Here is a 17,117-nt window from a genome sequence, read left to right on the forward strand (position 1 = left end):
GGGACAGCGCGCGGTGGGTGTTCGAGCCATCTCGGGTGTATCGGCAGGCGTCGCGGCGCGGCTGGAATCCGTGGGGCCTCTGGATGTCGCCGACAGGCAGCGTGCGTCCGTGGGACAGGTGGGCCGGCGCGAACCAGATGACCAGCTTGGGTCGTCACCATTGGAAGATCACGTTGGATGTCGGCGGCATGCTGCATCTGAATCGCGCGCAACATCTTCCTGACACGTTCCTGTGGAACTTGTCCGAGCTGGGTCACCAGCAAAAGGGCTGGGAAGTTGACTGGCGGGCGGTGCAGGACGCCGGCTACAGCGGTCTCTGTGTGCCTCGCTTTGTCCGCGGCGACGATCCCGAACTGTGGTGGTCGCGACTGGACTGCGACTGCATCGTCGCTTGGGATCTGTCGGCGGTGCTGGATGTGAGCGGTCCGTTCGTGCGCACGCCTCTGGGTGGTCACAGCTCGCCTCGGCGCGCCACAGGCATAGAGCGTTCGCCACGAACAGTGGCGCATCCAACTCACGCCGGGCGGGGGATTCCCAGCGCGGCTAGGGCTCGGGTGGCGGCGTTGAGGCCGCACAGGCCGTGTGCGCCTGCCCCCGGGGGCGTCGACGCTGAGCACAGGTAGATGCCCGGGATGCCGGTGAAGTAGGGATCGCGGGCAACTCGGGGGCGGAACAGCAGCTGGAGGGGCGACGAGGCGCCGCTCAGGATGTCACCGCCGACGAAGTTCGGGTTGTAGACCGACATCTCGGTCGCCGAGCGCACCGCCGTTCCGACTACCTGCTCGGAGAAGCCGGGAGCGAATCGCTCGATCTGGGCGACGATCGCCTCGGTCGCGTCGCCGGTGTAGCCGTGGGGGACGTGCGCGTAGGTCCACAGCGGGTGGACCTCGCCGACCGAGCGGGAGGGGTCGGCCAGGTACTGCTGGCCGACCAGCACGAACGGCCGCTCAGGCATCCGGCCGCGATGGACGGCCAGTTCGCTGTCGAACACTTCGCGCGCATCGCCGCCGAGATGCACAGTGCCGGCGTCGCCGGCAGCCGGTGCGCGCCACGGCACATCGCCCTCGATTGCGAAGTCGACCTTGAACGCCCCCGGGCCGTGGCGGTACCTCCGGTAGGCACGGGCAACTCGACGGGGCAACCGGTCGCCCAGAATGTCGGCTGCGATCGATGGCGACACATCGAGCAGCAGCAGGTCAGCCGGCGGCAGCTCGGCGGCCGAGCGAACCCGAATCCCGGTCTCGACCCGCCCCCCGTGTGCCGTCACGTCGGCTACCAGCGCGTCCGCTATCGCCTGCGAACCGCCCTCGGCGACGACCCAGCCGTACTGGTGTCCTGCGGCCAGGATCATCAGGCCGACCGCGCTGGACATGGGGCTGTCCAAACGCCAGAACGCGTGTGCAGCAACGCCTGCCCACAGTGCCCGAGCCTGCTCGCTGCGCCAGAAGCGGCCCACGACCGTGGCGGGCGTCGCAGACACCGCCCCGAACCGGGCGGTCAGCAGCGGATGGCGCGGCACCCGCAGCAGCGGCTGCGTGATGTCTTCGAACAGCGCATCGAGATCAGCCGTCAGCGCCCCGAAGAGCCGGCTCCACCGAGCACCGTCCCCGCCCAGCCCCGCCGCGGTCTGCGCAATGGACCGGTACAGCAGGCCGGCCGAGCCGTCGTCAAGCGGATGCGCGCAGTCGACCACGGGCGCGCACCACCGCAGACCGAGCGCCTCGAGGTCGAGCCCGCGCAGAAACGGCGACGCGGCTGCCACGGGATGAACCGCCGAGCACTGGTCGTGAATCAGGCCTGGCACGATGGCCTCGGCGCTGCGCGTGCCACCCCCGATGGTGTCCGCCGCCTCCAGCACGGTCACGTCCACGCCTGAACGCGCCAGGTGGACCGCAGCGGCCAATCCATTCGGCCCGCTGCCGACGACGGTCGCCGTCGTCACCGCGTCAGCCGGTGTTGGCTGGGGGCATCACGACACCGCCGGCCGTCTGGCGGGGGATCAGCCAGTTGCCGTCGTGATCGACGGACGGCACTTTGCGGGCATTGCCGGGATGCGGCACGCCCTGGGGCTCGTAGCCCTCCTTCCGCCATGTCACCGTGTGCGGAATCGGGCCGTCGGGCAGCCACGGCTGGGAGTTGTAGGCATCGTCGTGGCGATACCAGCCCTTCTCGACGGTCCCCAACGCTGCGTCGATCACCCGGTACTGCACGCGGTTGGTGTACGCCGGACGCGACTCGGTGAACACCGCGATCACATCGCCGGGCTCGTACTGGCACCGCTCCTGCCACGCCGCTATCAGCCGCTCGTCCAGGCAGTGCCCGTCGCCGAAGTTCCACCCCGTCAGCACGTTGCTCAAGAACTCGCCCTCGCGCTGAATGCGCTTGTCGAGATCGTCGACGTGGCACATCAGGCCGGAGATGTGCATGCGGCCCATCGGGTGCATCATGCGGAACGCCACCGCCTTCTGAATGAAGATCTCCGAGATCTCAGGACCGAACAGCGGCTCGAGCTGATCGATCCAACCCTGCGTGCGCGAGCCTTCAGCAACCTCAGCCGCTCCCAAGCCGTCGGCGCGCACCACGCCCGCCAACAGAGGGTGCGCCCTCTGCTCCTGCTGTGACATGCTATCCAAGTCCACGCCAACGACACGGAGCTCCACGCCAACGACACGGAGCATCGGAATGACAACGCACAAGCACCGCCAAGGTCGAGGCGACAGCAAGCGGCGCAATCACTGGGTCGCAGTGCTCGCAGCCGTCTGTGTCGCACTGGCTAGCAGTCAACCAGCGGCATCTGCCTTCAGCGGGGGTGGCGGTTCCACCGGCGGGTCATCCGATTCGGATATATTGAACGGGCCGCCGGGAGACACGCCCTTGGACGGAGGAGCCATAGCGGTTGTTTCCGAGCAACCCACGGCATACAAGATTACGCTGGACGGAGACGGCCAGCTTGATCAAGCGTTCGAGATTGACGCCATCATGCCCGAAGGAGTCGTGGTTGAAGGTCACGAGATCGATATATCGGGGCGTCTAGAAGACGCTTCTGCTGATCCAATCCTTGAGAGTGACCCGCAGTGGTTCTTAGAATTGGAGGCAGTTCCCCGGATCGGAAACGATGCCGAGTTGACTGGCTCATCGGTGATCCATTACGAAGAATCAGTGTCGGATGCGGGTTCACGTTTTGTTGAGGCCGTCCGCGTCGTTGAGCAAGGCCGCAGGACAACAGTGACACTCGCAGATGGCAGTGAGTCGACCGGGTGCAACTTCGTTAGTCGAAACACCGTTGGCAGGCAGGTTGCAACGGCGTTGATCGAAATCGCCTACGACCCGCAGAGCTGCAAGCGGGTCGTCGAATTCGGCGTTCTCTCCGATGCAGATGCCATCGATTCGGAAGCGGATGAGGCAGATGATAGTGATTCTTCGGCACCCGCTGTCTCGCCTCATGGGTCTAGTGGCCCCACCAATGCCGGCGGAGCGAGCCTTGTTGATAATTCATCCAACGGTGAGTTCAGGCTTGAGATACCGGACTATAGAGTCAAGACACGTTCCCAAGTCCGAGAACTGGCGTATCCGCTCCTACCCGCCACCTCCGAGGTTCATGCTCAAGTGGAGGTGTGGAACCAGAACCCTCAGCGTTCCCCAAGCAACTGGAAGTGGTGGTCCAACTGGCTCTCGGAATCCGGATGGCGTCGCACCAGTCACTACGCATGGAGTGATTATAATTCGGATTACATGTATGTAGGAGAATCGTCCTCCTACGAGAACCCTATCTTTGCCAACCTAGTCTGTGGTGGTGCCTTGCCTGTTCCGACGTCACCGGGCACGACATATGCTGGCCATACCGTACAAACCATAGGTTATGCGAATCTGACAGTAGATCACTATGCCTCGAACTACAAGCATGGCGGCTGTGCTTACCTCCTCCGCACTGACAAGACGGATAATTTCTGGTGGATCAATCGAAACTAGGGGTCCGACGACGTTCAGCGGGTCGATATCTCGGCGACCCGTCACTCTCTCACTTGCTGACTTGTTATGGAGTGCTCTTGCTTGACTCCAATTTCATCACTCTATTCCCGAACGCGCTCACCAATGTGGGGTTGCGGGTAGATGCACAGGAGCACACTGTGAAATGGCACCGCATACGGTGCTGGCGATGCCTTTCCGACGCTTAGTGCCCGTCATCAGTCAAGTCGCGTGATTTCCCACCATGTGCAGCCCTCTGACCTGCGGAAACGCATCAGCATATCGCACGACTTAAGGCGCTACGGACCCTTAGCCGAACGATACTGGCACCGTCGACACCGTGTCCGGTTCTATCTCTTGTTGGCGATCTGGGGGGCTGCTTGCGTAGTCGCCTCGTGTAGCACGGAAGGCACCGCTACTTCAGAATCGGCGCTCAACAACGCAGACCAGGAGCATGGCCAACTGCTCAACGAGTACACTCCAAGCGGAGTGCGTCGCATCCACGGCGGCAGCGGCATACCGAAGGGTCCCGGATGGCCGCCGAGCATTGCCATCGTCGACACCGGCATTGAGGCCTTCAACTCGGAGTTGGCTGTAACAGATGGATTCAACTGTGCAACGGACGACCATGCGGACTGGGGTGATGTTGACGGTCATGGCACAACCTTGGCGGGGGTCGTAGGAGCCAAGCACAATGGTAGCGGAATCATTGGCGTAGCACCGGGCGCAGAATTGTACGCTGTTCGAGTATTCGCTGACGAAACTCTTGCCTCCGAGGATAACGTGATCTGTGGTCTCAGGTGGATACACGACAACGCAGATGACATAGATGTCGCACTGATAGCCTTCAACCGGCCTGACGAACACCGTACTGATGTTGCTACTTGTCAGGCAGACAGACTGAGACAGTTGATGTGCCAATTACTTGACGCTGGAGTGACTGTTATATCCGCCGCCGGAAACCAAAAAGCAGACGCCTCAGGTTTCATCCCAGCCAAACTGCACCAAGTGATTACTGTGGGAGCCATCGCTGACTTTGATGGCGTGCCAGGTGGATTGGGGTCGCCGACATGCGGGCCGGGTGAGGATGACAGCGTTGCCGACTTCAGCAATACTGGCCCAAGCGTCGACATATATGCCCCAGGTGTGTGTATACAGACTACCAAGCTGAATTCGATTGAGAGCACCATCGACCCAAGCGGCACCTCGCTGGCAGCGGCTCATGTAGCGGGGGCAGCGGCAATCTATATGGCGTGCCATGTAGAAGCCACACCGACAGAAGTGCGTGCTGCGTTGCTTGATTCTGCCGAGACCATATCGCAAGGCGATATGACCGTGCCTATCGTCGCCGTCATGCGAGAGTGCACTTTGCCGCAAGGGGAGTGACCGTGGCTCGAGCAAGCAGGCGCGCCTACCGAATGAACTTCCGCTGGATCGTCCTCAGCGGTCTCGTATATTGGCTCGCGGCCTGTGCCTATATGCTCCTCGTCCACGGTGAGGAGCTCGATCTCGATGCAGTTTTTCCGTTCACCGGACAAGAAAAACAAGAAATTGGCGTGATAACCCCGACTGGACCTACATCGAGCAATCCACCGGCCTTGGTAACGGCCACGTTCTGGGCTATGGGTGTCGTTATCGCGTTTCCCATCGCATTCGTGGGCAAGGCGACTGCGGTTGCTCTCCGGATGAGCATCATTGCCATCGGCGCCTGTCTCCTGATATCAATTCTGCGCCTCGGAATCCTATTGACCCCCGTACTTGCACTTCAGCTACTCGCGTGCTACCGATTTGACATGGCGCAACACTCATAGAATCCGGCAGGTTTAGTGGAGCTTCGGAAGTTAGCGGGGTGTGATGGTGGCGAGTAGTGCCCAGTTGGGTTTGCCGGCGTAGAGGAGCGAGCGGATCCGGTAGTTGGCGAAGCTTCGGAAGCCGAACGCGATTCGTTTGACGCGTTTGATCAGGTTGTTGAGGGCTTCGGTGGGTCCGTTGGAGACGCGTGCGCGGTGCCAGGCGACGATGTGCTGTGTCCAGCGGGCGATGGTGCGTCCGAGCTGGCGGGTCTCGGTTGGGAAGTCGGGGTCTTGGAGGTCGGCGCCGAGGCGTTCGGTGAATTCTTCGGCGAGGTCGGGGTCGTCGATGGCGTAGATCGACCGGACGACTTCCTTGGCGTGCCACGCAGTGCGGACTTCGCCGTGGGGGTCGCCTGCTGCGAGCAGGCCCACCAGCTTGGTCCGGCCGCGGTCGTCGAGGCGTTCATCGGCCTTGGTCAGCAGGCGACGGCAGCGATACTGGTGCACCCTGGGTTTCGCGCGGGGTGGATGCTGGATTGTGTTGTCATGAGCTTTGAGGAGGCTTCATGGCACCGAGGGGTTATCCGGCGGAGTTCCGGCGGCGTGTGATCGATCTGGTCGAGGCGGGCCGGCCGGTTGCGCAGGTCGCGGCTGAGCTTGGGATCAGCGATCAGTCGATCTATACGTGGCGCCGCCAGGCGCGCATCGACGCCGGCGTCGAGCCGGGTCTGACGACAGCTGAGCATGCGGAGCTTGTGGCCTTGCGCAGGCGGGTACGCGAGCTCGAGACCGAGCTGGCGATCCACCGCCGGGCGACCGAGCTGCTGAAGGGGGACGTCGACCCAAAAGGCGGTTCGCGGCCATCAAGGTGATGGCCGCGGAAGGGCTTCCTGTCGAGCGGGCATGCGAACTGTTGGGGGTTTCGGTGTCGGGCTACTACGGCTGGCTTCGCCGCCCGCCCTCAGCGCGTTCGATCCGGCACGCCTGGCTGGGTGATGTCATCTGTGAGATCCACGCCGTGTCCCGGCAGACCTACGGCGCCAACCGAGTCCATGCCGAGCTGGTTCTGGGCCGCGGCATAGCAGTGTGCCGTCAGACCGTCGAGACACTCATGCGGCGAGCGGGGCTGCGCGGCGTGTCGGGGCGGCCCAAGTTCCGCAAGGTCCCCAACGCGGCGACCGCAGCCGATCTCGTGGACCGTGACTTCACCAGTTCAGCCCCGGACCGGCTGTGGGTGACCGACATCACCGAGCACCCCACCCGCGAGGGCAAGCTCTATTGCGCTGTGGTGCTCGACACCTTCAGCCGCCGTGTCGTGGGCTGGTCCATCGACTCCCGACCCACCGCCGCGATGGTGACGAGCGCCTTGGGAATGGCGATTGAGGCACGCAGCCCGACACCGGACGAGACGGTGGTCCACAGCGATCAGGGCACCCAGTTCACGTCGTGGGCGTTCACCCAGCGAGCCGTCGACTCGGGGCTGCTGCCCTCGATGGGCTCGGTCGGGGACTGCTACGACAACGCGATGATCGAGTCGTTCTGGTCCCGCATGCAAGTCGAACTGCTGGACCGCAAACGCTGGCACACACGCATCGAGCTCGCCAACGCGATCTTCGAATACCTCGAGATCTGGCACAACCGCCAGCGGCGCCACAGCGCCCTTGGCATGCTCTCACCCGTCGAGTTCGAGAACCGACACCAACACAAACCGGCAGCATGAATCCAGTAATCCGCCTACACGAAACACAGGGACCCCCAGAGCCTGCGCAAAACCCAGGGTGAATCACAGAGCCCTCGTACCCCTCAACGGACCCACACCCCGCTCAAACCCGAAGAGCCAGTTTAGTTCGCCGCGTGCGGTTGGCAGCGTGTCGTCGATTTTGTTCGCTGTGCCGTTCACCGGCGAGCGCTGGCTCCGCCGTTGATGTGCGACGAAGCTCACTCGACAGTCCCCGCCGTCGCCGCATGACGAACCGCGCGGGTAGGTCCGCCTTTCCGTTGTCGCACCAGTTGTTTCCCGCTCTTGTTCCCCGTGCTCATGCGATTGGGCTCACGGGCCGCTCGGGCCACAGCTTCGCCTGCCGGCTCAGCCTCTCAGCCGGTGTTGGCTGGGGGCATCACGACACCGCCGGCCGTCTGGCGGGGGATCAGCCAGTTGCCGTCGTGATCGACGGACGGCACTTTGCGGGCATTGCCGGGATGCGGCACGCCCTGGGGCTCGTAGCCCTCCTTCCGCCATGTCACCGTGTGCGGAATCGGGCCGTCGGGCAGCCACGGCTGGGAGTTGTAGGCATCGTCGTGGCGGTACCAGCCCTTCTCGACGGTCCCCAGCGCCGCGTCGATCACCCGGTACTGCACCCTGTTGGTATACGCCGGCCGCGACTCGGTGAACACCGCAATCACATCGCCGGGCTCGTACTCGCACCGCTCCTGCCACGCCGCTATCAGACGCTCGTCCAGGCAGTGCCCGTCCCCGAAATTCCACCCCGTCAGAACGTTGCTCAGGAACTCGCCCTCGCGCTGAATGCGCTTGTCGAGATCGTCGACGTGGCACATCAGGCCCGAGATGTGCATGCGGCCCATCGGATGCATCATGCGGAACGCCACCGCCTTCTGAATGAAGATCTCGGAGATCTCAGGACCGAACAGCGGCTCGAGCTGGTCAATCTGGTTGTCGGCGGCCTTCACGATCTTGTCGTTGATGCGATCTTCCATCTCTTTGTTGCGAAGCGAGAACGTCGCCGCCGACCAGTTGCCGGCGTACTGCTTCATGCCCACCAAGAAGCTCACGTACTGCGGGCGAAATGCTCCCAGCACAATGGGCGACAGCGCCGCAACCAGCACCACGACCAACAGCACCGGCTCCATGTCCCACACTGCGTAGCCGCTTCCGGTGTGGAAGTTCGAGAACAGGAACGCTACGCAGAAGATGAAGAACACGTTCCACTCGAGCGGAACCGCCAGCGGGAACGTCGAGATGATGAAGGTGTGCAGCATCCAGATGGACACGATGGCAATCCACGTCGCCCATCCCCAAGGAGAGAACAGCAGCACCAGCGGCATGATGAGCTCGCAGGTGGTGCCGCCGATATGGGCCAGCAAGTGCGTCGTTCGAGCCGGCCGGATGTCGCGGGGATAGTCCTTCACGGTCGCTTTGCGGAATCGATCCCACACCACCCACGGCGTGTTCTGCACCATGATCGACACCGTCGAAGAGAACCCGTGCTGCAGCTTCGAGAAACCGGCGCCCATCCAGATGATGACGATGAAAACCTTGGCGGCGATGATCATGTCGACGAAGTTGCTGAACAGCGAGAAGCACAGCAACGTGGGCACGTACTGCTCGGCCCGTGACGACAAGAACACGATCTTGTCGCGCATGGCCATCAGCAAGATCAAGCCGCAGTAGATCAGCGTCGCCCACTGCGGCAGAATGCCGGTGCGGCCGTCGGGCAGCCCGTCCACCTGCTCGGGTGACAGCACCAGCAGCAGGATCAGGCTGGCCAGGATCAGCTTGTACAGCCCGGTGTCCCAGGGCGTGCGGCGATTGCCCTTGGTGAACGGCACATGGTTGGGGTACGGCGGCACTCGCAGGGTGTCGTTCTGCCACCAGTAGAGGATTCCCCCGATGGGCGGGTCGAAGTGAAAGGCCAGCGGGCCGCAGGTGGCCGCCAGTCCCGTGATCTCGAGCAGGATCGTCCAGATCATCAGCTTCTGGTAGAGGATCGGCTCGTCCCACCAGCCGCCGATGTCGTTGAATTCGAGCCCGGCGGTGAACGCGCCGGCCACGATCAACCCGAACAGCGCATACAGGAAGATCTTCCACGCATAGAACGTGCCGGTCTGCTTGGGCGTCCCGAAGCCGTGCTCGACCCAGTGCAACTGCAGCAGCTTCATCCGTTCGAAGAACGGAATCTTCGCAAACTCGTCGAGATCGACATCGGGCAGCTCAGCGGTGCGATACCCCATGGTGATTACCTCTTTCGGCGGACCATCGCCGCGTGTCGTCGTTGTCGTTCGCGTTCGAAATAGAAGTCGTCCTCGGCGGCGGTGCGGGTCGAGGCAAGCTTGCCGGACAGCCGGTTCAGCTCGCGCTCGCGCACCCGCAGGCGCCTCCATGCCTTCCTCTTGTTCTTGCGCCGCAAACGCTCGATGTGGTCTTCCTCGGTCTCAGACGTGCCGGTCAAGTACGTCTCCTCGATCTCGTCGAGGCGGCGCAGGGCATCGGCAGCGGGCAGTTCCAGCAGGATCTGACCGCGGGCCATCAGGTACATCCGGTCAGAGACAGCCAGCGCCTTGCGGGCATGCTGCTCGACGATCAAGGCACCGGTGCCCGTAGTGTCGGCCACCTTTCGGACCGCTCCCAGCAGCCGATCGACGACGATCGGCGCCAGCCCGAGCGACAGCTCGTCGGCCAGCAGAATCGACGGCTGGCGGCTGAGCGCCCTTGCCAGCGCCAGCATCTGCTGTTCGCCGCCCGAGAGCATGCCGCCGCGCACGTCCAGCCGAGGCTCGAGCTCGGGGAACAGTTCCAGCGCTGCTTCCACAGAACCGCCGCCCACTCGCAGATTGTCCCGAGCCGACAACTTGGTGAACACCAGGCGCTCCTCAGTCACGAGCCCGATTCCCCCTCGCCGGATGCGCTGGTACATAGGCGTGAAGGTAGGCGTGTTGCCGAACATCACGATTCCGTCGACGGGCGTCAGCTCACCGGCGATGGTCAGCAGCGTGGTGGTCTTGCCGGCGCCATTGGGACCGAGCAGACAGACCACCTCGCCCTGGTGGACCTTCAGGTTCACTCCTTGGACGACTGCCCGGTTGAGGTACCCGCACTTGAGGCTTCGCGTTTGCAGCAGCTGCCTCATGCGCCACCCCCGGATGCCAGCTGTGGCTGCGGCGCGGCGGCCACAACACCATCGTCGGCCTCAGTTCCCAGATATGCGGCTACCACGGCTGGGTCGAGACGGATTTCCTCGGGGCTCCCGACTGCGATCTTGTTGCCGAAGTCCAGCACCACCACCTCGTCGCACACCCCGTTGACGAAGTTCATGTCGTGCTCGACAACCAGCACTGCCATGCCCCAGTCCTGGGCCAGGCGCCGAACCACCTCGGCCAGCTCCTCGCTCTCGGCGGTGCTCAGGCCGGCGGCCGGCTCATCGAGCAACAGCACGCTCGGGTGCATCGCCACCGCCCGGGCAATCGCCAGCAGACGGTGCTTTCCGTAGGAGAGGTCTTTCACGTCGCGGTGCAAGTCGCCGTCGAGCTGGAACTCGATGATTGCCCGCACGACCTCAGGCGGGAACGGGGGGCTCGACGGCGCCACCAGATCGCGCAGGTACGACCGCATGTCCTGAGGGTCGGCGGCAACGCTGATGTTCTCGAACACCGTCGCGTCTTCGAACAGCTCGAGCGTCTGGAACGAACGAGCAATGCCGATGCGGGCACGCTTGGAGGGCGACATTCGCGAGATGTCCTCGCCGTCGAGCACCACTCGACCCTCCGCGGGTGTGAAGCCGCACACGGCGTCAATCAGCGACGTCTTGCCGGCGCCGTTCGGACCGATCAGCCCCGTGATGGTGCCCGGCGTGAGGTTGAAGCTGACATCGTCGACCGCTACGACGGCGCCGTAGCGCACGGTCATGTTCTGGATGCTCAGCACGCGAGCCGGAACCTTCGACCTCTGGCTCCCAGAGGCATTCGGGTCAGCAGCGTTCGGATCAGAGACGTCTTCGAGGTCGATGAAGTATGAGCGGCCCCACTTGCGGGCTCGTTTCACCAGCCGGAAGATCTTCACCCACTCGGCTGCAACACCGTCCTTGTACCCGAGCACCATGAGCAAGATGGCGATGCCGCTGATGAGCTGGGTCCAGCGGCCCACCCCATCCCACGTCGATTCGAGCACTTCCTGGCTGAAGGCTGCGGTCGCCATGGTGGCGCCTACGAACGCACCGAGCAGGTGACCGACGCCGCCCACGATCGCCAGTCCCACGAACAGAATCGAGGTGAGGTTGGTGAACGAGGTGTAGCTGACCGAGGTCAGCCGGAATGCCAGCACGATCCCGCCCAGCGCCGCAATTGCCGAGCTCAGCGAGAAGGCGAACAGCTTCGCCTTTCCCACGTCGATGCCGAGCGCCGTGGCGGCCCGCTCGTTGGTTCGAATGGCGAGCAGGCGCCGCCCGCTGCGGCCACGACGCACGTTCGACACCACCCACACGGCCAACAGCGCCATTGCCAGCACGAAGAGGCCGTAGCGCTCCGGGTGGCGTATCGACCCGATGTCCAGGCCGAACAGATCGGGGCTGCCGACCTGAGTTCCTTGCACGCCGCCGGTGTATTGGCGGTTGCGAAACAGCATCAGCTCGATGGTGGTGCCGAGTCCCAATGTGACAATTGCCAGGTTGATGCCGCGCGTTCGTGCAGCCGGCAGGGCGAAGATGAATCCCAGCGGCACGGCGGCCAGCACGCCCGCGACCAGCGCCAGCAGGAACGGGATGTCGAACACCGCAACGAGGCGTCCTGACACGTACGCGCCGAACCCCGCGATGGTGTACTGCGCCAGCGATAGCTGGCCCGCGTAGCCCGTCAGCACCACGATCGACAGCAGCACGATCGAAACGCCCATGGTGACGGTCAGGGCGTCGATCCACTTGGCCTGCTTGGTGAGCATCAGGAAAGCCACCGTGCCGACGCCGAAGATCGTCCAGTCCCACGACATGCGTCCGTTGCCGATCATCGGTAGCTCGCGCAAGAAGTAGTCACGACTCGGCAGCGACCGGCCCTTGAACACGAGCACGGCCACAATCACCAGGAAGGGCAGCGACTGCCCCAGTCCTTGCTGGTCGACGTATCGGCCCACGAGCGTCTGACCGATGCCCAACGCCAGGCCAGTGGCGGTGGCGATGGGGAACGACCGGAAATCACCGACCAGCGCCGCGGCCAAGGCTGCAAGCACCAGTGAGGTCATGGCCGTGACCTGCAACGTGATGATGGGCACCACCAAGATGCCCGCAACCGCAGCGATGGCCGAGCCCAGCGCCCAGTTCTGGATGGCGATTGCATTCGGCGACAAGCCGATGGCCGAAGCGGCTCGCTCGCTCTCGGACACCGCTTCGGTGGCGAGGCCGAAGTGGCTCCGTCGATACATCGACCACAGCACCACGGCGAACACGCATGCCACTCCGAACAGGATCAGCCGGTCGACGGTGATCGCAACCTCGCCCCACAGCGTCACCCGGTTGGTGGGCAGCCAACTGGCCACCTGACGTGCGTTGGAGCCGTACCGGATGACCACGCCGGCCTGGATCAAGATGAGCACGCCCAAGGTGGCGATGACGCGTATCAGCGTGCTGGCGCGACGCAGCGGCCGCATGATCACCCAGTGCGTGAGGGCGCCGAGCAGCGCGGACAGCGCGACGCCGGTCAGCGCCGCCAGCAGGAACGGCCAGCCGGCCCGGTGTTGCAGCTCCCACTGCAGGAAGACGCCCGCTATTGCGGTAGCGCCCAAGGAGAAGTTCAGCACGCCAGTGCCGCGGTACACCACGATCAGGCCTTGGGAGGCCAGCGCGTACAACGCACCGACCCCGAAACCCAGCAGAGCGAAGCGAATGACCTCGTCCAATGATTCCCCCGCCTCAGAGTGTGCGCGGACTCAAGAACGATGCCATCGCGTCACATCTTGCTTCCCGCTCTTGTTCCCAATTCTCATTGGATACGGGCTCACGGGCCGCTCGGGCCACGGCTTCGCCATTCGGCTCAGCCTCTTGGCGCCGCTCGGCCGGCTCGCGCCGGCACCGGGATGGCGAGTGATCACTCACTCGGGCCACCCCGGCGCGGGCGCCAGAACTGATATGACGGTACTCAGATGACCGTCAGCCGGCGTTGCCGGTGGCCAGGTCGCCGACGTCTTCGAACTCGGTGGTCAGCGGCACAACCTTGCCGTTCTCCAGCTTGCTGAACACGACGCTGCGGTTGAACAGGCGCTGGAAACCAGGCAGACCATCGGTCCACTCCTGGGTGAAGTCCAGCACCGGCACCATGCCGCCGAGATCGAGGTTGTTCGTGTTCGATGCGGCCTCGAAGAACGAGGAAGCGTTGATCTCGCCATCGATAGTTTCGGCGATCTGGGTGAAGGCCGCAAACGCCGCCCACGTGCCCATGCCGCCCAGGCTGTTGTAGTCGTGCTCGGTCGTGTCCCAACCGCCTTCTTCGAGCGCCAGCCGGTACTCGTCCCACGGTGCCGTGGAGATGTCGGGGTACATGCCGCCGATGATGTCGCCGTCAGTCGATTCCTCGTTGCCGGCGGCGGAGATCTCATTCAGGTTGCCCTGCGGGCCGTACTGGCGAGCGTCGGTGCCCGACTGGGTCCACGCCGTGTTCCAAGTGATATACGGCGTCTCCGAGACGATGCCGATCACGCAGTCGGCGTCGGTCGTCGCCTGGGCCACCTCTGACGAATAGTCCTGCGCTGTCGGCGGCAGGATGATGATGTCGCCGAAGCTCTGGCCGAGGGCCGCGATCGCATTCTCCATCGGCGGCAGGAAGATCTGGGCGCCGTCGATGATCACCGCGTTGATCGCCTGGCACCCGTCGTCGATAGCTCGCTAGGAACAAGACAGGCCTGATGACGCGCCGAGTCGGCCGCCGCCTGTCTCTCCGATGCCGGACCACAAATGTCTAATGCTTGTGGACGCCTCGCGCCGGGCTAGGCGATCGCGAACACGATGATGGCGACGATGAACGCGATCGTCAGCAGCAGGACGGCGAGCGCAGCGAACCCGTCGCTTCTCGTTCTGTCCTCTGCCGAGGAATCGGTCGGCTTGCGCATGCGCAGTCGGTCTATCCGAACTGGAGGGCGGTACGTCGGGCCAGGACTCTAGTTCCAGGACCAGCCGGTCCAGAACCAGCCGAAGTCGTCCAGCAGGCGTGACACCGTGACCAAGGCGGCGATCTGGCTGAGGTGGCTGATCGCGCCGAGTACGTCGCCGGTCATGCCGCCGAAGCGGCGGTGGGCCACGAGTGCCACCACCAGCGCTGCCCCGGTGGCAGCGCCGACGGCGAACACGCCCACCGGACCGAGCGCGAACGCCACGCCGTAGCTCGCCAGAATCGACAGGGCGCACGGCGCCGCCCGAAGGTGGGCCGCGTAGCCGTGCCCCAAACCTGAGCCTGACGCTGCCGGCATCGATGCCATCGCTGTGACCGCCAGCGCCCTGCCCACGCCATGGGCAAGGGCCATGGCGATCACGGCGTCCCGTGCGCTGAGCGGCATGACGGCGAAGACCTGCACCAGCGTCGCCAGCACCAGCGCAAGCGTTCCGAACGTCCCGAGTCGGGAGTCCTTCATGATCTCGCGGCGCTGGGAGGGAGTCGTCCCCCCGAGCGCATCTGCTGAGTCGGCGAGACCGTCCTCGTGGAATGCACCGGTGACGACGACGCCCGTGGTGACGGCGAGGATTGCGGCGAACGGCGCGCCGAGCGGGGTCCAGGTCGCCCAGAACACGCCGCCGCTCAGCGTCCCGACGACCGCGCCGACCAGCGGGAACCACGGGACGCTTCGGCCGAGATCCCGCTCGGTCGAGGGGTGTGCGCCACCCGGCAGCCGGGTCAGGAACGCCCACGCGTACCGCAGACTCACGCTGTATCCAATACGTTTCGCAAGCTCACGCTGTATCCAATACGTTTCGCAAGCTCACGCTGTATCCAATACGTTTCGCAAGCTCACGCCAGGCCCCACTCGGCGAAGGTGGCGACGTCGGTCACGGCCGCGGCGGCGATTCGCACGAGCGGCACCGCGATGAGTGCGCCAGTTCCCTCCCCCAGCCGCAGATCCAGGCGCACCAGCGGTTCAAGCCCGAGCCTGCCCAGCAGCTCCCCATGGCCAGGTTCGGCGGAGCAATGCCCGGCGATGCAGTGGTCGAGGCTGCCCGGCGTCGCCAGTGCCAGCGGCGCAACCGCAGCCGTTCCGATGAACCCGTCGAGGATGACCGGAATCGAGCGCTGCCGTGCGGCAGCCACCGCTCCGGCGATAGCCGCAAGCTCACGCCCGCCCGCTCGGCGCAGCGCCTCCATGGGTGCAACGCGGCCCACCCGTTCGAGCACATCGCACACGACAACCCGCTTGTGATCGAGCGCTTCTGCCTGCACCCCCGTGCCCGGTCCAGTCCAACGGGCCGCAGCTTCAGCGGACGAGGTTGCATCGTCGGCAAAGAGCAACCCGCACACAGCAGCCGCGGCAGTGGTGTTGCCAATGCCGAGCTCTCCGAGCCCCAGCAAATCGGCTCGGTCAGCCTCGACGGCGCGCTCGACAGCGAGTGCGCCTGCGCTGACGGCCGCGTCGAACTCGTCGGCGCCCATTGCATCGTGCGTGCGGATGTTGCCCGTCGGCACACCCACGCCGACGTCGTCGCATCTCACGACTGCACCCACCTGGCGGGCGACCGCCGTGACCGTGGCGACACCGCTGTCAACGGCGGACACCATCGCGGCAGTCACTTCGGCGGGATACGCGCTCACGCCCTCGTCGGCGACGCCGTGGTCGGCTGCGAACACGAGCGCAACCGGCCGCTCGACTGTCGGCTCCGGCGTGCGCTGCCAGCCGGCAAGCCAGACGGCCACCTGATCCAGCCGCTCGAACGCACCCGCCGGTCGCAGCACCTGCGACGCCCGGTCAGCCACGGCCCGTCGGGCGGTCTCATCAGGCTTCGGCAGGTCCGCCAGCATCTGGGAGAGCAACGAGGGCCGGCCCGACGAACCTGTCCCAGACGCGATCTCGGGCGCAGTCTCCGGCACGGCCTCAGGCACCGCCGTCAGGCCCGGAGAGTTCCAGCAGCTTGCCCGCCACCACGAGGTACGCCCGGTCGGATGCCTCCACGACGATCTGATTCACTGATCCCAGCACGTCGCGGTACACGCGCCCGAGCGGTGTGGCGGGGACTACGCCTGAGCCGACCTCGTTGGTGACCACGATGGAGGTGCCGTCCCGTCCTCGCAGATGAGCAACCAGCTCGCGTGTCGCGGCGGTGATCTCACCCAGGCGTGCGGCATCGGCACTCTCGTCATCTGCGCTGCCCTCCAGCATCCGGTTCGCCACCCACATGGACAAGCAGTCGATGATGATCGTCTCGGCGGGATCCACACATCCGGCCGCGCCCACCAGATCGATCGGGGACTCGACCGTTGCCCACGCCTCGGGCCGGTCAGCTCGATGGCGCGCAATGCGCTCGGCCATCTCGCCGTCACCGGCCTCGGCCGTCGCGATGAAGGTCACCGGAGCACCCAGCGACGTCGCCGTCGCCGTGGCGGCTCGGGACTTCCCACTGCGAGCGCCGCCGGTCAGCGCGATCAGCATGTATCGCGTCG

The 17,117-nt window shown here is 64.7% G+C and carries 14 protein-coding genes and 1 pseudogene; 4 read left to right on the forward strand and 11 right to left on the reverse strand.

What is annotated here, in order from left to right:
• Positions 1–514: 514 nt before the first annotated feature.
• Both ACOGXQ_RS08460 and ACOGXQ_RS08465 read right to left on the reverse strand, forming a co-directional pair.
• The gene (locus tag ACOGXQ_RS08460; protein WP_419946964.1) at positions 515–1,942 is read right to left on the reverse strand and encodes a phytoene desaturase family protein; all 1,428 of its coding nucleotides are present in this window, start codon (positions 1,940–1,942) and stop codon (positions 515–517) included.
• Positions 1,943–1,946: 4 nt separating this feature from the next.
• Positions 1,947–2,624: a DUF3556 domain-containing protein gene (locus ACOGXQ_RS08465; protein ID WP_419946965.1), complete on the reverse strand. Its 678-nt coding sequence runs from the start codon at positions 2,622–2,624 to the stop codon at positions 1,947–1,949.
• A gap of 250 nt (positions 2,625–2,874) precedes the next feature.
• Between ACOGXQ_RS08465 and ACOGXQ_RS08470 the strand changes: the two genes are divergently transcribed.
• The 3 genes from ACOGXQ_RS08470 to ACOGXQ_RS08480 all read left to right on the forward strand — a co-directional run bounded on the left by ACOGXQ_RS08470 (position 2,875) and on the right by ACOGXQ_RS08480 (position 5,777).
• The gene (locus ACOGXQ_RS08470; RefSeq protein WP_419946966.1) at positions 2,875–3,969 is read left to right on the forward strand and encodes a hypothetical protein; all 1,095 of its coding nucleotides are present in this window, start codon (positions 2,875–2,877) and stop codon (positions 3,967–3,969) included.
• Between the two features lie 486 nt (positions 3,970–4,455).
• Entirely contained in the window at positions 4,456–5,352 is an 897-nt protein-coding gene (locus ACOGXQ_RS08475; RefSeq protein WP_419946967.1) for a S8 family serine peptidase, read from the forward strand.
• A 32-nt stretch (positions 5,353–5,384) separates the two neighbouring features.
• Positions 5,385–5,777 (forward strand): hypothetical protein, encoded by a 393-nt coding sequence (locus tag ACOGXQ_RS08480; RefSeq protein ID WP_419946968.1) that lies wholly within the window; start codon positions 5,385–5,387, stop codon positions 5,775–5,777.
• Positions 5,778–5,807: 30 nt separating this feature from the next.
• Here the strand turns inward: ACOGXQ_RS08480 and ACOGXQ_RS08485 are convergent, their stop codons facing one another.
• Positions 5,808–6,266 carry an ISL3 family transposase gene (locus ACOGXQ_RS08485; RefSeq protein ID WP_419946969.1) on the reverse strand — a complete coding sequence of 153 codons (459 nt, stop codon included), beginning with the start codon at positions 6,264–6,266 and terminating at the stop codon, positions 5,808–5,810.
• Between the two features lie 59 nt (positions 6,267–6,325).
• Here ACOGXQ_RS08485 and ACOGXQ_RS08490 point away from each other — a divergent pair.
• Positions 6,326–7,479: pseudogene (locus tag ACOGXQ_RS08490) on the forward strand (IS3 family transposase).
• 374 nt (positions 7,480–7,853) lie between these two features.
• Here the strand turns inward: ACOGXQ_RS08490 and ACOGXQ_RS08495 are convergent.
• The 8 genes from ACOGXQ_RS08495 to cobU form a co-directional block, all read right to left on the reverse strand.
• Positions 7,854–9,728 carry a DUF3556 domain-containing protein gene (locus ACOGXQ_RS08495; protein ID WP_419946970.1) on the reverse strand — a complete coding sequence of 625 codons (1,875 nt, stop codon included), beginning with the start codon at positions 9,726–9,728 and terminating at the stop codon, positions 7,854–7,856.
• A gap of 5 nt (positions 9,729–9,733) precedes the next feature.
• Positions 9,734–10,624: an ABC transporter ATP-binding protein gene (locus ACOGXQ_RS08500; RefSeq protein WP_419946971.1), complete on the reverse strand. Its 891-nt coding sequence runs from the start codon at positions 10,622–10,624 to the stop codon at positions 9,734–9,736.
• Complete coding sequence (locus ACOGXQ_RS08505) at positions 10,621–13,377, reverse strand: ABC transporter permease subunit (RefSeq protein WP_419946972.1); 2,757 nt, start codon at positions 13,375–13,377, stop codon at positions 10,621–10,623. The genes ACOGXQ_RS08500 and ACOGXQ_RS08505 overlap by 4 nt, the downstream gene beginning before the upstream one ends.
• 250 nt (positions 13,378–13,627) lie before the next feature.
• A complete protein-coding gene (locus ACOGXQ_RS08510) occupies positions 13,628–14,323 on the reverse strand; it encodes a hypothetical protein (RefSeq protein WP_419946973.1) in 696 nt (231 codons plus the stop codon).
• A 137-nt stretch (positions 14,324–14,460) separates the two neighbouring features.
• Positions 14,461–14,583, reverse strand: coding sequence for a hypothetical protein (locus ACOGXQ_RS08515; RefSeq protein WP_419946974.1), 123 nt, complete (start codon positions 14,581–14,583; stop codon positions 14,461–14,463).
• A 48-nt stretch (positions 14,584–14,631) separates the two neighbouring features.
• Positions 14,632–15,393: an adenosylcobinamide-GDP ribazoletransferase gene (cobS, locus tag ACOGXQ_RS08520; RefSeq protein ID WP_419946975.1), complete on the reverse strand. Its 762-nt coding sequence runs from the start codon at positions 15,391–15,393 to the stop codon at positions 14,632–14,634.
• 83 nt (positions 15,394–15,476) lie between these two features.
• On the reverse strand, positions 15,477–16,559 hold the full coding sequence (locus tag ACOGXQ_RS08525; RefSeq protein ID WP_419946976.1) for a nicotinate-nucleotide--dimethylbenzimidazole phosphoribosyltransferase: 1,083 nt from the start codon (positions 16,557–16,559) through the stop codon (positions 15,477–15,479).
• Positions 16,552–17,106 (reverse strand): bifunctional adenosylcobinamide kinase/adenosylcobinamide-phosphate guanylyltransferase, encoded by a 555-nt coding sequence (gene cobU / locus ACOGXQ_RS08530; protein ID WP_419946977.1) that lies wholly within the window; start codon positions 17,104–17,106, stop codon positions 16,552–16,554. The genes ACOGXQ_RS08525 and cobU overlap by 8 nt, the downstream gene beginning before the upstream one ends.
• Positions 17,107–17,117: the final 11 nt, after the last annotated feature.

Origin of the sequence: Candidatus Poriferisodalis sp., from assembly GCF_965208485.1 — a bacterium.
In the GTDB taxonomy this organism is placed as follows: domain Bacteria; phylum Actinomycetota; class Acidimicrobiia; order Acidimicrobiales; family Poriferisodalaceae; genus Poriferisodalis.

Excerpts from the sequence above, each read along its gene's own strand:
- cobU (WP_419946977.1), bottom strand. The coding sequence starts at position 17,106 with ATGCTGATCGCGCTGACCGGCGGCGCTCGCAGTGGGAAGTCCCGAGCC.
- ACOGXQ_RS08515 (WP_419946974.1), bottom strand. The coding sequence starts at position 14,583 with ATGCGCAAGCCGACCGATTCCTCGGCAGAGGACAGAACGAGAAGCGAC.
- ACOGXQ_RS08500 (WP_419946971.1), bottom strand. The coding sequence starts at position 10,624 with ATGAGGCAGCTGCTGCAAACGCGAAGCCTCAAGTGCGGGTACCTCAAC.
- ACOGXQ_RS08495 (WP_419946970.1), bottom strand. The coding sequence starts at position 9,728 with ATGGGGTATCGCACCGCTGAGCTGCCCGATGTCGATCTCGACGAGTTT.
- ACOGXQ_RS08465 (WP_419946965.1), bottom strand. The coding sequence starts at position 2,624 with ATGTCACAGCAGGAGCAGAGGGCGCACCCTCTGTTGGCGGGCGTGGTG.
- ACOGXQ_RS08480 (WP_419946968.1), top strand. The coding sequence starts at position 5,385 with ATGAACTTCCGCTGGATCGTCCTCAGCGGTCTCGTATATTGGCTCGCG.